A 19085-nucleotide genomic window follows, 5' to 3' on the forward strand; every position below is an offset into this window, starting at 1 on the left:
CGTCGCGGCCGCCTCACATGTGGGGGACATCGTCGGGGATGTCGTAGAAGGTCGGGTGGCGGTAGACCTTGTCGCCGGAGGGGGCGAACATGGGGTCCTTCTCGTCCGGGCTCGAGGCCGTGATGTCGGCCGAGCGGACGACCCAGATGCTCACGCCCTCGTTGCGCCGGGTGTAGACGTCGCGGGCGTGGCGGATAGCGAGCTGGTCATCGGGTGCGTGCAGCGAGCCGACGTGGACGTGGTTGAGTCCGCGCTTGCCGCGCACGAAGACCTCGTAGAGCGGCCATTCGCCGCGAGGTGCTGCGCCCGCCGAGGTGGGGCCGGGGGTGGTCTCGGTCATTTCGCGGCCTCCTCGGCTGGGGTGGATTCGGTCGGTCCTTCGGGGTTCTCGGCGAAGGCGAGCGCGGCTTCGCGCACCCAAGCTCCGTCGTCCCAGGCGCGCTTGCGGTGGGCCAGACGCTGCTCGTTGCAGGGACCGTTGCCCTTGACGACGGCCCAGAACTCGTCCCAGTCGGGCGTCGAGAAGTCGTAGTGTCCGCGCTCCTCGTTCCACTTTAGGCCTTCATCGGGGAAGGTCACGCCGAGGGCTTCGGCCTGCGGGACGGACATGTCGACGAACTTCTGGCGCAGCTCGTCGTTGGTGTGGGTCTTGATGCCCCATTCCATCGACTGCTCGGTGTTCGGGGAGTCATCATCGGGAGGTCCGAACATCATCAGCGCCGGCCACCAGAAGCGGTTGACCGATTCCTGCACCGAGGCACGCTGTTCCTCGGTGCCGCGCATCATCGTCATCAGCAGCTCGTAGCCCTGCCGCTGGTGGAAGGACTCCTCCTTGCAGATGCGGATCATCGCCCGACCGTAGGGGCCGAACGAGGTCCGACACAGGGGCACCTGGTTGCAGATCGCGGCCCCGTCGACGAGCCAGCCGATGGTGCCGACGTCGGTGTAGGATAGGGTCGGGTAGTTGAAGATCGAGGAGTACTTCTGCTTGCCGGCGACGAGCTTCTCGGTGAGTTCGTTGCGGGTGGCGCCGAGGGTCTCGGCGGCCGAGTAGAGGTAGAGACCGTGACCGGCCTCGTCCTGGACCTTCGCGAGCAGGATCGCCTTGCGCCGCAGCGAGGGAGCCCGGGAGATCCAGTTGCCCTCGGGCTGCATGCCGATGATCTCCGAGTGGGCGTGCTGGGCGACCTGTCGGATGAGGGTCTTGCGGTACTTCTCCGGCATCCAGTCGCGGGGTTCGATCCGATCCTTGGACGAGATCGTGTCCTGGAACTGGGCCTCGAGCTCCGCCTCGGCGTCCGCCGCCGGGCCCCCGGGACCTGTGATGTCTGTTGTCATGACCACTCCACCTCTGACCGTTCCGCCATTGGATACGTCTTCATCGGACTCCACACTGTACTCGCGCGGCATTCTTCGCGCGGCCCTGGCGTGAGTCGATGCTGATCCCGAGCGAAATCAATTACTGACCATTTGTTCTGTATTCCTTGGTCACCAGTGTGGCACACCCCACGCCGAGGCGCAACGCAGAAGCGGGCGGGGGCAGCAGCAGTGCGCTTCAATGCGCAGCGCCAGGGCTGCCGGCCGCCCAACTTGACAGAGACGCCGATCACAACGATATTTATTGACCAGATGGTCGTTTATTCGCGTGGCTCGGCACACTCTCGTCGATCGCGCTCAGTGACTCAAGGAGGAGCCGACATGGGAGAACCCGGCCAGGAGACCACGACGGCCCGCAACGAGGAACTCACCGGCGCCGCCGCGATGTTCGCGGGCGACCGCGCCTCGCAGCACCTGGGCATCACCGTCGATGACCACGGTCCCGGCTGGGCGCAGTGCTCGATGACGGTCACCGAGATCATGACCAACGGGCACGACATCACCCACGGCGGCTACGTCTTCCTCTTCGCCGACACCACCTTCGCCATGGCCTGCAACTACCCCGGATCGATCACGGTCGCCTCGGGCGGGGACATCGACTTCCTCAAGCCCACCTATCTCGGCGACGAGCTCGTCGCCCGCGGCCGCGAGGTCATCAAGCAGGGCCGCTCGGGCATCTACGACGTCACCGTCACCCGAGACGACGAGACCATCGCCGTCTACCGCGGACGCTCCCGCACCCTCCCGGCAGCGAAGCCGGCCACACCCGAGACGCCGACTCCGGCCAGTTCCGAGGCGCAGACGCCGGCCACCCCCTGATTTCACCGCAGGGACCGCCTCACACGGCGATCCGCGGTCACGGCGCAGCCACCTCGGCGCCCGTCGCATGTGCATCACAACAGAATTTCCAAGGAGACGACGATGACTTCCACCACCCCCGACCCGGGCCTGACGATGAGCCTCGACGAGCTGCGCGCCGACCAGCTCGCCAACCTCCAGACGACCGTGAGAACCGTGTATGAGAAGGTGCCGTTCTATCGGCAGGCCTTCGACGACCTCGGCGTCGCCCCGGCCGACATCACGAGCCTCGAGGACATCGCGAAGCTGCCGTTCACGAACAAGCAGGACCTGCGCGACAACTATCCCTTCGGGCTCTTCGCGGTCCCCCGCGAGCAGGTCGCGCGCATCCACGCCTCCTCCGGCACGACCGGCCTGCCCACCGTCGTCGGCTACACGCAGAAGGACCTCGACAACTGGTCGAGCCTCATCGCGCGGTCGATCATCGGTGCCGGCGGGAAGCCCGGACAGATGATGCACAACGCCTACGGCTACGGTCTGTTCACCGGCGGCCTCGGCGTCCACGGGGCCGAGCGGCACGGGTTCACCGTGGTCCCGATCTCCGGCGGACAGACCCAGCGGCAGGTCCAGCTGATCCAGGACTTCAAGCCCGAGATCATCACGGCCACCCCGACCTACCTGCTGACCATCCTCGACGAGTTCCGCAAGCAGGGCATCGATCCCACCTCGACGAGCCTCAAGGTTGCGATCTGCGGCGCCGAACCGTGGACGGATGAGATGCGCAAGGAGATCGAGCGGTCCTTCGACATCGATGCCGTCGACATCTACGGACTCTCCGAGGTGATGGGTCCGGGCGTGGCCTGCGAATCCGCGGAGACCAAGGACGGCCCGACGATCTGGGAGGACCACTTCTACCCGGAGATCGTCGATCCCTTCACCGGTGAGGTCCTGCCCGACGGCGAGGAGGGCGAACTCGTCTTCACCTCGCTGACGAAGGAGGCCCTGCCGATCATCCGCTACCGCACGCACGATCTGGCGAGCCTGCTGCCAGGCACCGCGCACCCGAACCACCGCCGGATCTCCCGGATCACCGGCCGCTCCGACGACCTCATCATCATCCGCGGAGTCAACGTGTATCCGGCCAATGTCGAGTCCGTGCTCTTCGAGTTCGAACACCTCAGCCCGCACTTCCAGCTCGTCCTCACCCGGCCGGACCGGATGGATGAGGTCACGGTCGAGGTCGAGTCCCGCGAGGGAGTCGGAGCCGTCGAGCTCGAGGGACTCGACCGGCTGGTCGCCGCCCGGATCAAGGAGCGCCTCGGCGTGACCTCGACCGTGTCCGTGATGTCCCCGGGTGAGCTGCCACGCTCGGTCGGCAAGCTCAAGCGCATCATCGACCGCCGCGAAGGCATCCGGTGATCAACGTCGCCGTCATCGCGCGGAGGGCCGGGGTGACCCGGATGGCCGGTGTGACGCGGCTGATCGGTGTGACGCAGCTCGCGGCGCCCGCCGAGGTGGCTGGTTAGACTAGTGCGCATGTCGAAAACGACCTCACCTGGGCGGACACCGGAGCAGACGCCGGACCCTGAGTCCGATGCGGGCCCTATGTCTGGTGTGGGCCCTGCCATAGACGCGCAGACGGACTCCCCCGCCGAGGCGAGCGCACCGTCCCAGACCAAGCGCACCCGCCGCGGTCGCCCCGGCTACGACCGAGAGACGCTGATCAACAAGGCCACCGAGGTGTTCGTGGCCCGCGGCTACGACGGGACCTCCATGGACACCGTGGCCCGCGAACTCGGCATCACGAAGTCCGCGATCTACCATCACGTCACCTCGAAGGAGGAGCTGCTGCGGTTGGCGATCAACCGCGGCATCGACGCCCTCGACTCCGCGGTCGAGCTCGAGAGTCAGCGGTCGGGGCTCAATGCGCTCGAGCGTCTGCGTCTGGCCGTCCACGCCAGCGTCGTCATCCTCATCGAGTACCACCATTCGGTGACCCTGCTGCTGCGGGTGCGCGGCAATTCGCCCGTCGAACTCGAGGCGCTTGAACAGCGCCGCCGCATCGATGACAAGATCAGAGTCCTCGTCAAGGCCGCCATCGCCGAGGGCGGCCTCCGCTCGGACTTCACGCCCGGCCTGATCACCCGCCTGCTCTTCGGCATGGTCAACTCGATCACCGAGTGGTACCGCCCCGGCTACCCGATCGACCCGAAGACCATCGCCGACGCCGTCACCTCGATGGCCTTCGAAGGCCTCGAAACCTGAGGACCCGAGGCCTCAACTCCTCCGACAGGCGAGCCGCTGATGACCGCGGCGCACGGCCTGGAGAGGTGATGAATCCGGGCGCAGGTGCGAATCGGTCGGGCACACTGTGAACATGACGTCATCACCTGCGCCGATTCCCGTGATCCTCAACCCGGCGGCCCGCCGCGGTGCCGTGCGCAAGAGGATCGCCCCGCTGCGCGAAGCCTTCGCCGTCGAGGGAATCGAAACGTCGGTGGTCGAGAGCAGGAGCCTACGACATGCCGCCGAGCTTGCCGCCGGATTCGCTGCCAAAGGTGCGCCGACCGTCGTCTCCCTCGGAGGAGACGGGCTGGTGCGCGCGGTCGCCTCCGGTCTCGTCGATACGGAGTCCGCTCTGGGCATCATTCCCGGCGGGCGCGGCAACGACTTCATCGGCAAGCTCGGCATCCCGAAGGACATCGCGGCCGCGGCCGCAATCGTCTCTTCCGGGCGTGACCGCACCATCGACGTCCTCGATCTCGACGGTCATATCTGCGTCGGCAACGTCAGCCTCGGCCTGGATTCGGCGGTGCTCGGCTACGCGGATTCGGCCCGTCGCATCAACGGGCATTGGGTCTATCTCTACGGGGTGGCTCGTGCCGTCATGCGGCCTGCCCGCATCCGTCTGGAGCTGACCATCGACGGTGAGCTCACTGAGTTCCACGGGCTCTCGGCGGGTTTCGCCAACTCAGGCCGCTACGGCGGAGGCCTCAGACTCTCGCCCGAGGCCGAACTCGACGATGGTCTCATCGATGTCGTCCTGTTCAAGGACGCACCCGTGCCCCGACTGGCGGTGGAACTCCTCTGGTTCCTATCTGGGCACCACGGTCGGCATCCGCACATCGAATTCGCTCGTGCCCGTCAGGTGCACATCGCCGCGCCCGAGAACCCGGACCCGATCGAATTCTTCGCCGACGGTGACGCCGTGGCGCACACGCCGGCGACGCTGACGATCCGTCCGGCCGCTCTCAGGGTCCGGGTCGCGTCTACTCCTTCGCCATCAAGGTGAGCGCGTCGTACTTCGCCACGGGTTCCTCGTTCTGGTTGACCACCTCGGCGTCCTGATCGATGACAAGATCCACGTCCCCGGCAAAGCCGCCATCGCCGACGCCGTCACCTCAATGGCCTTCGAAGACCTCAAGACCTGAGACTCAGCCAGTGCCAGACTGGGGCCTGATGCCTGAGACCTCACGCCCCGGGCAGTGAGTTGCGGACGATCTGTGTCGAGATCGCGCGCGGATCCCAGCACGGATCGTCCGCAGCTCGCAGGTGTCTCGTCTACGCTCGCCAGCGTCGCGTCTACTCCTTCGCAACCAAGGTGAGCACGTCGTACTTCGCCACGGGCTCCTCGTTCTGGTTGACCACCTCGGCGTCCCAGCGGACCTCGCCGTATTCGTCGGTCTCACGCGGGGTGATGCGCTTGGCCGTGAGCGTCACCTTGAGCGAATCCCCCGGTGAGACCGGGGTGATGAAGGTCAGGCCTTCGAGGCCGTAGTTCGCGAGCACCGGGCCCGGGTCCGGCTGGACGAAGAGACCGGCGGCGAAGGACACGATGAGGTAGCCGTGGGCGACCCGACCGGGGAAGAACGGATTCGCGGCCGCCGCCTCCTCGTCGGTGTGGGCGTAGAAGGTGTCCCCGGTGAACTCCGCGAAATGCGCGATGTCCTCGAGGCTGACCTCCCGCCACTCGGATTCGAGGGCGTCGCCGATCCGCAGATCCGCCAGGGATCTTGTGAAGGGATGCGCACCGAGGCGGCGCTCGGCCCCCGCGACCCATTCCCCGCCGATGGCGGTGAGCATGTCCGGGGAGGCCTGGATCGCGGTGCGCTGCATGAAGTGTTCGACGCCGCGCAGTCCGCCCATCTCCTCGCCGCCGCCGGCTCGACCGGGGCCGCCGTGGATGAGGGTGGGCAGGGGCGAGCCGTGTCCGGTCGACTCCTCGGCGTCGTCGCGGTCGAGGACGAGGATGCGGCCGTGCCAAGGGGCGACCTGACGGACGAATTCGGCGGCGAACTCCGCGTCGTGGGTGACGACCGAACCGACGAGGGAGCCGCGTCCGCGAGCGGCAAGTCGGACGGCCTCCTCAGTGGTCGAATAGGTGATGAGCGAGGTCACCGGGCCGAAGGCCTCGATGTCATGGACGGCATCGGACCAGGCATCGTCGGCCTGGAGGACCGTGCCGGCGACATAGGCACCGCCCAGCTCGGCGGCCAGCCTGTCGGATTCCTCCCGCCCTCCGGCCAGCAGGTGCGCTCCCCCGGCGATGATCTCGTCGATCGCGTCGAGGACGTCGGTTCGCTGCTTGTCCGAGACGACGGGGCCCAGACGCGTGGACTTCTCACGCGGGTCGCCGACCGTCTGCGTGGCGAGCTTCGCGGTGATGGCCTCCCCGACCGCCTCGGCATGGGCAACGGGTACGAAGGTGCGGCGGATCGCGGTGCACTTCTGACCGGCCTTGACGGTCATCTCGGCGACGACGCCGGAGACGAAGAGGTCGAACTCCTCGGTACCCGGGCCGGAATCGGGACCAAGCAGGGAGAAGTTGAGCGAGTCCGCCTCGGCGAAGAAGCGGGTGCCGCGGTCACGCACACAGTCGAGGTCGCCGAGGCGGCGCGCCGTGGCCGCGGATCCGGTGAAGGCGATCGCGTCCTGTTCGGCCAGGTGGTCGAAGAGCGGGGTGACATCGCCGCATACGAGCTGGATGGAGCCGGCGGGCAGGAGGCCGGAGTCGATCATGTCGGCGACGACTGCGCGGGTCAGGTGTGCGGTGTCGGTGGCGGGTTTGACGACGACGGGGACGCCGGCTGTGAACATCGGCCCGAACTTCTCGAGCATGCCCCAAACGGGGAAGTTGAAGGCGTTGATCTGGAGTGCCAGACCCTGCCGGGAGGTCAGGATGTGGCGGCCGAGGAAGGTGCCGTTCTTCGACAGGCGTTCGACTCCCCCGTCGAGGTGGACGGTCGAGTTCGGCATCTGGCGGCGGGCGACGCCGGAGTAGGTGAAGAGCGTGCCGATGCCGCCTTCGATGTCGACGAATCCGTCGCGCTTGGTGGTGCCGGTGGAGAACGAGAGCTCGTGGTAGTCCTTGGCGCGCTCCATGAGGTGGGCGCCGAGCTTCTTGAGGATCACACCGCGCTGGTGGAAGGTGAGCTTCTGCAGTTCGGGGATGCCCGTGGACCGTGCGTAGTCGTTCACGGCGGCGAAGTCGATGCCCGCCGAGGTGACGTGATGGGTCAGCGTCCCGTTCGTCGCGTCGTGCACGGGACGGGCATCGAGCGCATCCGGGTTCGGGGTGTGCCAGGCTCCGGCCACATAGGAACTGAGAATCTCGGTCATGGTTGGTCTCCCCTTGTCGCACGGTTGGACGCGCGGATGCCCGCACGACCACTGACGTTGCGCGGCGGCCGAATTCGGCACCGCTGCCGATCTCTGAACAATATACTAACCAATCGGTCGGTTATTGTCATCGGCATTGCGCGCGGTCGGGCGATCACCGCCGCACTCCACGTTGGGGCACCCCTCCCGACAAGCCGCCCATCCCCCATGTGACACCGATCACCGACTGCACTATGATCGGGCACAATAACTGACCAAACAGTCACCATTGTCCGCGCGCAGCAGCTCAACGGAGAACACTGCGTTCCGGACCCGGGATTTCAACGGAGAGATCACCCATGTCCACTGCATCGCCCGCGGCACCTACGCCCACGTCGTCGATTACGCGCGAGGAACGCAAGGTCCTCGCCGGAACCCTCGTCGGCACCACCATCGAGTGGTACGACTTCTTCATCTACGCCCAGGCCGCCGGGCTCATCCTCTCGAGCCAGTACTTCGGGCCGCTCGCCGCGGACAACCCGGCACTCGGACAGATCATGGCGTGGGCGTCTCTGGGCATCTCCTTCCTCTTCCGCCCCTTGGGCGCGATCATCGCGGGCCACCTCGGCGACCGGATCGGGCGGAAGAAGATGCTCGTGCTCACCCTCATCCTCATGGGAGCCGCGACCTCGCTCATCGGCCTGCTGCCGACCTACGCCGCGATCGGCGTGGGCGCTCCGATCCTGCTCACCCTGCTGCGGATCCTCCAGGGCTTCTCCGCCGGCGGTGAATGGGGCGGTGCGGCCCTGCTCTCCGTCGAGCACGCGCCCGTGAACAAGCGCGGCATCTTCGGCGCCTACCCGCAGATCGGCGTGCCGGTGGGCATGATCCTCGCCACCGGCGTCATCTGGATCCTCACCACGGTGCTGACGCCGGAGCAGTTCGCGAGCTTCGGGTGGAGGATCCCGTTCCTGTTCTCCGTCGTCCTCGTCTTCATCGGCTATTACATCCGCCGCCAGGTCGAGGAGTCCCCGGTCTTCGCCGAACTCGCCGAACGTCGCGCCGAATCCTCGGCGCCGCTGGGCACCCTGTTCAAGAAGAACACGAAGGAGGTCATCCTCTCCGCGCTCATCTTCATCGGCAACAACGCCGTGGGCTACATGATCATCGCGTTCTTCGCCGCGTACGCCTCGCGCCCGCTCGCCGAGGGCGGAGCCGTCGGCCTCGACCGGGCACCCGTGCTCCTGGCCACGACCCTGGCGAGTTTCGGCTGGCTGGTCTTCACAATGTGGGGCGGAGCGCTCTCGGACCGGCTCGGACGGGTGCGCACCTTCCAGATCGGCTACATCCTCCTCATCCTCTGGCTGATCCCGACGTTCCTCATGATCGATACGGGCAGCATCTGGATGTACGGCATCGGCATCTTCGTCCTCACCGTCGGCATGGGCCTGTCCTATGGCCCGATGTCGGCGATGTACGCGGAGATGTTCCCGCCCCAGGTCCGCTATTCAGGAGTGTCCATCGGCTACGCCCTCGGAGCGATCCTCGGCGGGGCTTTCGCCCCGACCATCGCCGAGTCCCTGCTCGCCAGCACCGGCACATCCCTGTCGATCGCGATCTACATGATCATCGTGTGCATCATCTCGCTCATCGCCGTCAGCCTGGTCAAGGAGACCAAGGGCAATCCGCTGGGCGTCGTCGCACACCACTGAGCACCGTCATCACCGACGACCCCATCGACAACTCCGCCGAGGTGGCCGGAAGTTCCCGTGCCACCTCGGCACAGCGGGCACGTTTGCTAGCCTGAGCGCATGAGCGAACCAGCCCGGACGGAACCGACCCAGCTCACCTACCCCGACGTCGAGGCCGCCGCCGCGCGGATCGCCGGGCGCATCCGCCCGGTCACCGTCGCCTCGGCGCAGCCGGGTCCCCCCACCGAGGCGGCCACTCCGACCGGTGCGACGTGGAGTGCACCGCCGACCGGTGACCCGACGGCCTCCGGCCTGTACTTCGCCCTCGAGTTCATGCAGTACACGGGCACGTTCAAGGCCCGCGGCGCGCAGAACTTCATCCAGACCCACCTCGAGCAGGGCACGTTTCCCGAGGCGGGAGTGACGATCGCCTCGGGCGGCAATGCGGGGCTGGCCTGCGCATGGGCGGCCCGGGATGCTGGGGTCCGGGCAACCGTGTTCCTGCCGACCACCGCACCCGAGGTCAAGGTCGAGCGGCTGCGCTCCTACGGCGCCGAGGTGCGCCTGAGCGGTTCGGAGTACGCCGAGGCGGGCGCCGCCTGCCAGGAGTTCGTCGAGTCCTCGGGGGCTTTGGCTTCGCATGCCTATGACAATCCGCTCATCGCCGCCGGCGCGGGGACTCTCATGACCGAGATCCTCACCCAGGTGCCCGACCTCGACACGGTCGTCGTCTCCGTCGGCGGAGGAGGGCTCTTCGCGGGAGTCGCCACGGCGGCGACGTTCCATGGGGTCCGCACGGTGGCCGTGGAGCCTGCGAACTGCCGCGCGCTGGGTGCCGCGCTGGAGGCCGGAGAGCCCGTGGATGTGCCGGTCGATTCGGTGGCCGCGGACTCACTGGGCGCCCGCCGAGCCACGCCTCTGGCTCTGGCCGCTGCGCAGACCGATCTGGTCACCTCGGTGCTCGTCGACGATGAGCAGATCATCGCGGCGCGGCGTCACCTGTGGGACGGTCACCGACTGGCCGTCGAACATGCCGCGGCGACGGCCCTGGCGGGAGTCCACGGCTCGAAACCGTCTGCCGGATCGGGCGGCTACACTCCGGCGGAGGATGAGAAGGTGTGCGTCGTATTGTGCGGGGCGAACACCGGCCTCGGCGATCTCTGAGGGTCCGGCGCAGAGCGCCCACAGAACGCGCTGGCGTCAGTACCTCTGCGTGCGGTCCTTGTCTTTGGACCTGAGCATCTGCTTGATCAGCGCGAAGATGACCGCCGCGACGACGACGGCGATGATGGCCTTGACGAGGAACCAGGCGATCGAGAACGCGACGTTGACCACCCACCACGCGATGATGATGGCGATGATTGCGCCGATGACGCTCCAGACGGTACTCATCTTCATGCTTCAAGCCTAGGCCCCGGCGCAGACCCGCGCAATGACGCGGCCGCCCAACGTGCCCGACTCACACGAACCTCACACCGCCAGCGGCCGCTCACGGATCGCCCGCGCCGACCACCGGCCGTCGGTAAATCCGACCTCGATCGGGTGTTCGAAGGCGGCGCTGACCGCCGCGGTGGTGAGCACCTCGGCGATAGGACCTGCCGCGGTCAGCCGACCGTGTGAGATCAGGGCCGCATGCGAGGTCGACTCCGGGATCTCCTCGAGGTGATGGGTGACGAGCAGGGTCGCGAGTTCCGGCGCACTCTGTGACAGGGCGTCGATGGTCTCGAGCAGCTGTTCGCGGGCGGCCACGTCGAGGCCGGTGGTCGGTTCGTCGAAGAGCAGCAGTTCGGGGTCGGCGATGAGCGACCTGGCGACGAGGGCTCGGCCCCGCTCCCCTTGGGACAGGATCTTCCACCCGGCCTGCGTGCGGGCGGAAAGCCCCACCTCGGCGATGAGATCGTCGGCCTTCGCGAGCTCCACGTCGCTGGGCTCCCAGCGGAACGGGCGCTCGATGGTGCCGGTCAGTCCGGTCAGGACGACCTCCCGCACGGACAGGTTCGAGCGCAGGGGGTGACGCGGATTCACATGGCCGATGTGGCGGCGCAGCGCGGCCAGCTCGACCCGGCCCATCCGCTGCCCGAGGATGTCCACGGTCCCCGAGGTGGGGAAGACCTGCGCCGAAGCGAAGCTGAGGATCGTCGACTTCCCCGCCCCGTTCGGGCCGATGAGCACCCAGTGCTCGCCCGCGTCGATGCACAGGTCGATCCCGTGGAGGATCTTCGTCTCCCCACGCCGGAACGTCACCCCGTCCAGATCCAGGACTCTGTCACTCACGGTGCCCTCACTCGCCTCTCGCGTCTTCGGGATCCCACCAACCGGTCGGATCGTCTCGATTCTAGATCCGAGCCACGCCGAGGCGGTCGTGCACCGGCCGAGCGATGTTCCACATCATGGATCCCCGGGAATCGTCGCCGGCGCCGTGGGGATGTCGAGCTCATCGGCTGTGTCGGCGGCTCCCGCCTCGATCAGCGCCACCTCGACGTCGGGATCCTCGCTCAATCGTGCGGCCAGCACACATCCGGCAGAACCTGCTCCTACAACGATGTAGTCGTACATCTGTTCCTCACTTTCACTACTCTGTGTCCTTCGAGTGTGATGCCCGACACAGAGATGGGGCTTCGCGAGGAATCCCAGACTCCACGGCGACCGGTTGTGAGCCGACCACAAATCGCCCGAGGGCCCCGACCGGGACGCGATTCCACCGCGGTCTCTGTCGCGCGCCATAATGGAGGCATGCACGACGGCACCGGCCCCAACGACGAACACCGCATGCGGATGCGCGGCAAGATCCTGCGCAGGTCCGCCTCCTTCAACGTCGCCCACGCCGTCGACGACATCGAGCCCGGCACCGGCGCCCAGAGCATCCAACGCGCCCTTTCCCTGCTCAACCTCGTCGGGCTCATCGCCGGCGAGCGCCGAGGCGGGGCCGGGCTGTCCGAGATCGCCTCGATCAGCGGGCGCCCCAAGGCCAGCGTCCACCGCATGCTCCAGGCGCTGATCGCAATGGGCTATGTCGAACGCCTGGACGAGGGCGGGTACCGCCTCGGCGTGCAGTCTCAGATCCTCGGTCAGCTCGCCCAGAAGTCCGTGGATCCGCTGGTCACGGAGTCGGAGTCGGGCCTGCTGCGGCTGGCCGAGCTGAGCCGGGACACGGCGTTCCTGACCCTGCGCACCGGCAACTTCTCGATCTGCGCCCGCCGCGAGGAGGGGTTCGGGGACATCCTCAACAATGCTCTCTCCGTCGGCGATCGCCATCCGCTGGGCATCGGGGCCGGCAGCCTCGCGATCCTCTCGGAGCTCACCCCCGCCGAGGTGGACGCCCAGTTCGAGGCCAATGCCCAGCTGCTGACCGAGCGCTACCCGAAGGTCTCGGTGCCCCAGCTGCTCGACATCATCGACCAAGCCCGCAGCGACGGCTTCGTCCACAACCCCGGCCTGTTCGCGCAGGGCTCGTGGGCCGTCGGCGTGCCCCTGCGCATCCGCGGCACCCGTCCGCGCGCTGCCCTGTCGATCGCGAGCATCCCCGACCGGGTCACCGGATCCCGCGTCGAACGCCTCGTCGCGCTGCTGCGCCGGGAGGCGAAGGCCATCGCCGAGGCTCTTGCCGAGCACCCGAATCCCTGAACCGGCACCGATCCCCTACCCAGCCGAGGCGGTCCCCCGCTGTGCGGCCACCGATTCCAGGATCTCGCCCATCCAGTCCACGGCCGCCGGGTTCACGCCCGACCGGGTGACGAAGGAGACCCGTCGACTGCCGAGGTCCTGCTTCGCCGGCCGCGACTCGACCTCGAAGTCCGCGTCGACGGCGGCTTCGGTGGTCAGGGCCGCACCGAGGCCCTCGGCGACGAGTCCGTGGATCATATAGAGGTCATCGCTGCGCATGAGCTCGCGCAGCGGCAGACCCAGCGACCGGTAGACCCGCCGGAGCACCCGCACCGAGGCTTCGGCCTCGTTCCGGCTGCACACCCAGGCGACGTCGCCCATGGTCGCAAGATCGAGCACCTCGTGGCGGGCGAGCTCCCCATCACGGGCGACCATCACCCGGTAGGGCTCCTCGAGCAGGGTGCGCAGCCGCAGTTCGGGGCCGAAGAACTCGGGCAGCTCGGGGGTGTCGTAGATGAGGCCGGCGTGGACCTCTCCGCGCTGGAGCAGCCGCACCACCTCGGTGGGTTCAGCCTCGACGACCTCGACGCGCACGGACCTGCGGGCCTGGAGTTCGGCGATCGCGGCGGGCAGCAGGCGTGAGCCGATCGAGGAGAAGCTGCCGATGCGCAGGGTGACCACCCCGGCGTCGCGCTGCGCGGTCACGAGCGCCTCGGCTCGGTCGATGCGCGCGATGACCGGTGCGATCTCCTCGGCGAAGGACTCCCCCAGAGGTGTCAGCCGGGCCCCGCCGCGGGAACGCTCGACGAGCTTGACCCGCAGGTGCGATTCGAGGGTGCGCAGATGATGGGTCACGGTCGGCACCCCATGGTCGAGCACCTCGGCGGCCCGATTGAGGCTCCCCGCCTCGCGGATGGCCAGGAGGACTCGGAACTGCTGCAGATTCATCATGACATAGCCACTATGTCACGGTGATCGAATTCCTGCTATAGCGTAGGTCAGTCGCACGTCCCTACTGTGGGTCATATGCGCACGATCAACCATTCTCAGACCTCCCCAGCCACCGCCGCCGGCCCGGTCGGACTCGACCAGAGCGCGGCGCCCTACGCCGACGCCATCCGCGCCCTCGGTGCCGAGGACTGGCAGCGCTTCCACGTCCCGGCACATCAGGGTTCTGCCGATCACGCCCCGGGCCTGGCCGATGTCGTCGGCGCCGAGGCCCTGCGCATCGACTTCCCGATGCTCTTCAGCGGCATCGATAAGGAGAACTGGCGGATGATCGATCATTCGCGTGAGACCCCGATCGTCCGTGCTCAGGCGCTGGCCGCCGAGGCCTGGGGAGCGGCCCGCACGTGGTTCATCACGAACGGCGCCTCGGGCGGCAATCACATCGCCACGACCGTCGTGCGGGGGCTAGGGCGCGAGTTCGTCCTCCAGCGCAGCGTCCATTCCTCCGTCATCGACGGCGTCATCCACGCGGAGCTGCGTCCCCACTTCCTCCACCCGCGGGTCGACGCCGGGCTCGGCTCCTCCCACGGGGTTACCCCCGCCCAGGTCGACTTCGCCCTGACCGAACATCCGGAGTCCGCGGCCGTCTACCTCGTGTCCCCGAGCTATTTCGGTGCGGTGGCCGATATCGCCGCCATCGCCGAGGTGGCCCACGCTCACGATGTTCCCCTCATCGTCGATGAGGCTTGGGGCTCCCACTTCGGCATGCACCCGGATCTGCCGGTCAACGCCGTGCGCTGCGGGGCCGACCTCGTCATCTCGAGCACCCACAAAGGGGCGGGTTCGCTGGCCCAGTCGGCGATGATCCACCTCGGGCACGGACCGCAGGCTCGGCGCATCGAGACCCTGGTCGACCGGGTGGTGAAGTCCTACCAGTCGACCTCATGCAGCTCCCTGCTCCTGGCGTCCCTCGACGAAGCCCGCCGGCATCTCGCCACCCACCCCCAGGCGATCGGTGAGACCCTGACCACGGCAGAGGAGCTGCGCACGCGGATCAGGGAGGATGCACGCTTCCGCGATGCCACTCCCGACATCCTCGGCGGGCACGATGCGATCGCGAACGACCCGTTCAAGGTCGTCATCGACACCCGCGGAGCCGGGATCACCGGCACCGACGCCCAATATCGGCTGATCCGGGACCACCGGATCTACTGCGAGCTCGCCACCCCCTCGGCGCTGCTCCTGCTCATCGGGGCCACATCCCCGGTCGATGTCGAGCGGTTCTGGACCGCACTGCAGTCCCTGCCGGTCTCCGAGTCCGAACCGGAGCGTCCGCTCGTCGTTCCCGGCAGCTGCGAGAAGCGCATGGACATCGGCGAGGCCTATTTCGCCGAACCGACCACGGTGCCCTTCGCCGAGGCGGTCGGCCGAGTCTCAGCCGACGCCCTGGCCGCGTACCCGCCCGGGGTGCCCAATGTCCTCCCCGGTGAGGTGCTCAGCGCCGAGGTGGTGTCCTTCCTCCGGATGACCGCCGCAGCACCGTCGGGCTATGTCCGCGGTGCCGCGGATTCGGCGATGGACACCTTCCGGGTGGTGACGGAATAGGCGTCTCTCCGAGGTGACCTCACACGACGGACAGCCCCGAGGTCGCGAGCGGGATTCCGTTAGCGTGGAGGCATGGCCGATCACACACAGTCCTCGCCCACCATCACACTCAGCCCCGATGAGCTCGCCGAGCTCTGCGCCCGGGCGATCCGGACCGCCGGAGGGTCGGAGGCGATGGCCGCCAGCCTCGCCGCCGCGACCGTCTCGGCCGAGCGCCGCGGTAAATCACGGCTCGGCGTCGGCCACCTCGGCGACTTCCTCGAAGCTCTGGAAACCGGGCGGATCGACGGGGCCGCGGTGCCCATTCTCGACTCCCCCACTCCCGTCGTCCACCGCGTGGATGCCGGCCATGGCACGGCCCACCTCGCCTTCGACACTGTCTTTGAGACCCTCGTCGACTCGGCGAACCGCTTCGGCATCAGCCTGGCGGCGATCTCGCGCAGCTACACCGCCGGCGAGCTCGCCTGGTTCGTCCACCGGCTCGCCGAACGCGGACTCGTCGCCTGGGCGGGCTCGAATTCCCCGGCGCTGATGAGCCTGTTCGGCTCGACTGACGCGGCGACGGGGACGAACCCGCTCGCCTTCGCCGTCCCGCACCCGGATGGTCCGCGCCTGTTCGACCAAGCCAGCAGCGCCACGGCCTGGGTCAACGTCCGCGAGGCAGCCGAGCGCGACGAGGCGATCCCCGAGGATTGGGCGATCGATCCTCAGGGCGAGGCGACCACCGATGCCGCGGCCGGTCTGGCCGGCACCCTCCTGCCCTTCGGCGGGGTCAAGGGCAGCAACATCGCGATCATGGTCGAACTCCTCGCCACACTCGGCGGCGCCCGCTTCTCACTCGACGCGCCCTCGCACGCAGACGGTGATGAGAATCCGGGCATCGGGCTGACGATCATCGCCGTCGACCCGGAGGTCATCGACCCCGGCTACCGCGAGAGGGTCGCCGCCCACCTCGAGCGTCTGCGCACCGAACACGGCATCGACTTCGGTCGCAAACCCCTCGCCGAGGCGGTCGAGCTCACCGAGGAGACCGTGACCGAACTCCGGCGTCGGGGGTCGGCGGCGGACTGATCACGGCCGACGGCGGGACGACCGGCCACCTCGGCGAGGGTGAGCCTCAGCTCTCCAAGGCGGCCAGCGCCGTCCTGATCCGCTCGGTCGCGTCCGGGTCGGTCTCGGCCATCGGTCGCCGAGGTGCTCCGACGGGCAGGCCACGCAGCTCGAGGCCCTTCTTCACCGACTGGATGAAGGGTTCCGAGATCATCGCGTCGATGACCGGGTAGAGGCGTCGCCATTCGTCCCGGGCACCGTGCAGGTCGCCGTCGGCGATCTTGCGCGAGACCGAGACGATCTCCGCGGGGACGACATTCGCAGCACCTGCGACCATTCCGGCCGCGCCTTCGACGAGACCGGAGTAGATGTAGCTGTCCCAGCCGATGAAGGTCCCGATGACGTCGCTGTGATGGTGGATGAGCTTGAGGGCCTGCTCCCAGTCCGCGCTCGAGTCCTTGATGTAGCGGATGTTCGCGACCTCTTCGGCGAGCTGGCGGACGGTGTCCGGGTCGAGGTTGATGCCGGTCGCGCCCGGAATGTTGTAGAGCATCACGTCGATGTCCACGGCGGCCGCGACGGTCTTGATGTAGTCGACGGTCTCGGCCAGTGTCAGCGGCTCGTAGTACGGTGTCACGATCATGAGGACATCGGCGCCGCAGCGCTGGGCGGCCAGGGAGTGCCGGATGGCCTCCTTCGTGGTCGTGGCTCCGGTCTGCGCGACGACGTGGACGCGGCCGGCGGCGCGGTCGATGACGAATTCGACCATGGACTGGCGTTCTTCGGCGGACATGGTCGCGAATTCGGCGGTCGATCCGCCGACGACGAGTCCGTCGACGCCGCCGTCGATGGACCGGTCGACGACTCGGCCGAGCGCGTCGAAGTCGATGTTCTCCTCGGCGTCGAAGGGGGTGGTCAGGGCGGTGAGGACACCGCTGAGGTTCTCGGTCATGGTTTCTCCTGTGCAGTCAGTGGGGGTTTCGAATCGCTGGAATCGTTGAGGTTCAGCCGTGCTTGGGCGGTTCGTCCTCGTTGGGGTGCTGGACGGGGTGGTGCTTGCGGGTCTGCCGGGCGGTGGCGAGGATGTTTGCCGCCTCCTGCGCCGCGGTGAAGCCGGAGCTGATCGCGGTCTCGGTGTAGAGCGTCCCGAGGTAGTCGCCGGCGAGGAAGACCCGACCGGAGAGGGTGTTGAGGGTCGGCTGGAGCTTGCCGCGACCCGGGAAGCAGTAGGGTGCCCCGGTGCGCCAGCGCTGGACCTGTGCTTCTTCGACCATGCCCGCGAAACCGGGCAGCACCTGGTCGAGATCCTTGATGTAGGTGTCGAGGATGTCCGCATCGTCGAGGTCGAGAAGCTTCCTGGCGAGACTCGCCGGAGAGAAGGTCATGATGCTGCCGCCGGGCTGGCGTTCGGACTCCGTGCCGCGGACGATGTTGCCCTGGTTCATCACCACGTTGAATGAGCGCTTCGGGGTGGCGATGCCGTAGGCGGCGTCCCAGGGCTGCGGCTCGGTCTCGTTCGTGAGGAAGGCCGCAGACACGTAGGGGCCGTAGACGATCTTGGCCAGGGCCTCGCGCTTGTCCTCCTGCAGATCGACGGCGATCCGGTGAGCCACGGTCGCCGGGGTGGCCAGCACCACCGTGCGCGCCTCGACCTCGTGGTCGATGTCGTCCTGCCGGTAGCGGACGACCACGTGGTCCTTCTTGTGCACGATCTCGTGGACCTTCGCATCGAGCTGGATGTTCTCCTGCAGGGGCGCGGCGATCGCTTCGATGAGGTTAGACGGCCCGCCGCCGATGCTCCGGTTGAGTCCTTGGCCGATGTTCCAGACCAGGCTGAAGTAGCCGATGCCCGCGCCCGCGGCGAGTTCGTCGGGGTCGGCGGCCGAGCGGGTGATGGTCGGGCGGAACATCGCCTCGGCGTCCTCGGAGAGGTCTCCGATGTAGTCGGCGAAGGACCGGTCGTTCTCGAAGTCGTAGATCCGCTGCTGGCGCATCTCCGCGCTCTCGTTCGGGCGCAGCCGCACCGCCTCGGCGTAGCGGAGGACATCGGCGCTGACCTTGACCCCGGCCTTGATCATCGATGCGCGGTCCTGGAGCGACATCGGAATGCGGAACGGGTAGCTCTGCACCGGGCCCTTGAGCAGCAGCTTTCCGTTCATCGAGATCGCCGACAGCGAGCCGGGGATGTCCGAGGCACGCGTCTGGGTCTCGGTGATGAGCGCATTCGTCGCGGTCTTGCCTCCGGCGAACATGTGCCCACCCCAGTTGAGAAAGTAGCGACCGCGGTTCTCTGACCGGATTCGCCCACCCACACGGTGCTGCGATTCGAGGAGGGTGATGTCCCAGTTGCGCAGTCTCCATGCTGCCGATAGTCCTGCGAGTCCTCCACCGACGATGACGGCATCTTTCATAGGG

The 19085-nt window shown here is 67.7% G+C and carries 17 protein-coding genes and 1 pseudogene; 9 read left to right on the plus strand and 9 right to left on the minus strand.

Annotated features, from left to right (window positions below; translation table 11 throughout):
* Positions 1-13 precede the first annotated feature (13 nt).
* Complete coding sequence (gene paaB / locus CV023_RS10280) at positions 14-340, minus strand: 1,2-phenylacetyl-CoA epoxidase subunit PaaB (protein WP_230745468.1); 327 nt, start codon at positions 338-340, stop codon at positions 14-16.
* A complete protein-coding gene (paaA, locus tag CV023_RS10285; RefSeq protein WP_230745470.1) occupies positions 337-1338 on the minus strand; it encodes a 1,2-phenylacetyl-CoA epoxidase subunit PaaA in 1002 nt (333 codons plus the stop codon). The genes paaB and paaA overlap by 4 nt, the downstream gene beginning before the upstream one ends.
* A gap of 360 nt (positions 1339-1698) precedes the next feature.
* Here paaA and paaI point away from each other — a divergent pair, with 360 nt between their 5' ends.
* The 4 genes from paaI to CV023_RS10305 all read left to right on the plus strand — a co-directional run bounded on the left by paaI (position 1699) and on the right by CV023_RS10305 (position 5467).
* Positions 1699-2196: a hydroxyphenylacetyl-CoA thioesterase PaaI gene (gene paaI / locus CV023_RS10290; RefSeq protein ID WP_230745472.1), complete on the plus strand. Its 498-nt coding sequence runs from the start codon at positions 1699-1701 to the stop codon at positions 2194-2196.
* Positions 2197-2298: 102 nt separating this feature from the next.
* Positions 2299-3594 (plus strand): phenylacetate--CoA ligase PaaK, encoded by a 1296-nt coding sequence (gene paaK, locus CV023_RS10295; protein ID WP_230745475.1) that lies wholly within the window; start codon positions 2299-2301, stop codon positions 3592-3594.
* Between the two features lie 117 nt (positions 3595-3711).
* On the plus strand, positions 3712-4440 hold the full coding sequence (locus CV023_RS10300) for a TetR/AcrR family transcriptional regulator (protein WP_230745476.1): 729 nt from the start codon (positions 3712-3714) through the stop codon (positions 4438-4440).
* Positions 4441-4552: 112 nt separating this feature from the next.
* Complete coding sequence (locus tag CV023_RS10305) at positions 4553-5467, plus strand: diacylglycerol/lipid kinase family protein (protein ID WP_230745477.1); 915 nt, start codon at positions 4553-4555, stop codon at positions 5465-5467.
* 290 nt (positions 5468-5757) lie between these two features.
* Here CV023_RS10305 and paaZ read toward each other — a convergent pair whose 3' ends face one another.
* Positions 5758-7794, minus strand: a complete 2037-nt coding sequence (paaZ, locus tag CV023_RS10310) for a phenylacetic acid degradation bifunctional protein PaaZ (protein ID WP_230745478.1) — start codon at positions 7792-7794, stop codon at positions 5758-5760.
* Between the two features lie 338 nt (positions 7795-8132).
* On the opposite strand from paaZ, the gene CV023_RS10315 reads away from it, so the two are divergent.
* Positions 8133-9485: an MFS transporter gene (locus CV023_RS10315; protein WP_230745484.1), complete on the plus strand. Its 1353-nt coding sequence runs from the start codon at positions 8133-8135 to the stop codon at positions 9483-9485.
* Between the two features lie 99 nt (positions 9486-9584).
* Positions 9585-10628, plus strand: a complete 1044-nt coding sequence (locus CV023_RS10320; protein WP_230745490.1) for a threonine/serine dehydratase — start codon at positions 9585-9587, stop codon at positions 10626-10628.
* 36 nt (positions 10629-10664) lie between these two features.
* Here CV023_RS10320 and CV023_RS10325 read toward each other — a convergent pair whose 3' ends face one another.
* The 3 genes and pseudogenes from CV023_RS10325 to CV023_RS10335 form a co-directional block, all read right to left on the minus strand.
* Positions 10665-10862: a hypothetical protein gene (locus CV023_RS10325; RefSeq protein ID WP_230745491.1), complete on the minus strand. Its 198-nt coding sequence runs from the start codon at positions 10860-10862 to the stop codon at positions 10665-10667.
* A 72-nt stretch (positions 10863-10934) separates the two neighbouring features.
* Complete coding sequence (locus CV023_RS10330; protein ID WP_230745492.1) at positions 10935-11738, minus strand: ABC transporter ATP-binding protein; 804 nt, start codon at positions 11736-11738, stop codon at positions 10935-10937.
* Positions 11739-11894: 156 nt separating this feature from the next.
* Positions 11895-12020 (minus strand): annotated as a pseudogene (locus tag CV023_RS10335) (lycopene cyclase family protein); the annotation flags it as partial.
* A gap of 177 nt (positions 12021-12197) precedes the next feature.
* Here CV023_RS10335 and CV023_RS10340 point away from each other — a divergent pair.
* Positions 12198-13088, plus strand: coding sequence for an IclR family transcriptional regulator (locus CV023_RS10340; RefSeq protein ID WP_230745493.1), 891 nt, complete (start codon positions 12198-12200; stop codon positions 13086-13088).
* 15 nt (positions 13089-13103) lie between these two features.
* Here CV023_RS10340 and CV023_RS10345 read toward each other — a convergent pair whose 3' ends face one another.
* Positions 13104-14018, minus strand: a complete 915-nt coding sequence (locus CV023_RS10345; RefSeq protein ID WP_230745495.1) for a LysR family transcriptional regulator — start codon at positions 14016-14018, stop codon at positions 13104-13106.
* A gap of 75 nt (positions 14019-14093) precedes the next feature.
* On the opposite strand from CV023_RS10345, the gene CV023_RS10350 reads away from it, so the two are divergent.
* The gene (locus CV023_RS10350; RefSeq protein ID WP_230745497.1) at positions 14094-15620 is read left to right on the plus strand and encodes an aminotransferase class I/II-fold pyridoxal phosphate-dependent enzyme; all 1527 of its coding nucleotides are present in this window, start codon (positions 14094-14096) and stop codon (positions 15618-15620) included.
* A gap of 72 nt (positions 15621-15692) precedes the next feature.
* Complete coding sequence (locus CV023_RS10355; RefSeq protein WP_230745499.1) at positions 15693-16691, plus strand: Ldh family oxidoreductase; 999 nt, start codon at positions 15693-15695, stop codon at positions 16689-16691.
* 46 nt (positions 16692-16737) lie between these two features.
* On the opposite strand, the gene dapA is transcribed toward CV023_RS10355, so the two are convergent.
* Positions 16738-17622, minus strand: a complete 885-nt coding sequence (gene dapA, locus CV023_RS10360) for a 4-hydroxy-tetrahydrodipicolinate synthase (RefSeq protein WP_230745500.1) — start codon at positions 17620-17622, stop codon at positions 16738-16740.
* A 52-nt stretch (positions 17623-17674) separates the two neighbouring features.
* Positions 17675-19081, minus strand: a complete 1407-nt coding sequence (locus CV023_RS10365) for a flavin monoamine oxidase family protein (protein ID WP_230745503.1) — start codon at positions 19079-19081, stop codon at positions 17675-17677.
* Positions 19082-19085: the final 4 nt, after the last annotated feature.

The organism is Brevibacterium sp. CCUG 69071 (assembly GCF_021023135.1).
Classification (GTDB): Bacteria; Actinomycetota; Actinomycetes; order Actinomycetales; family Brevibacteriaceae; genus Brevibacterium.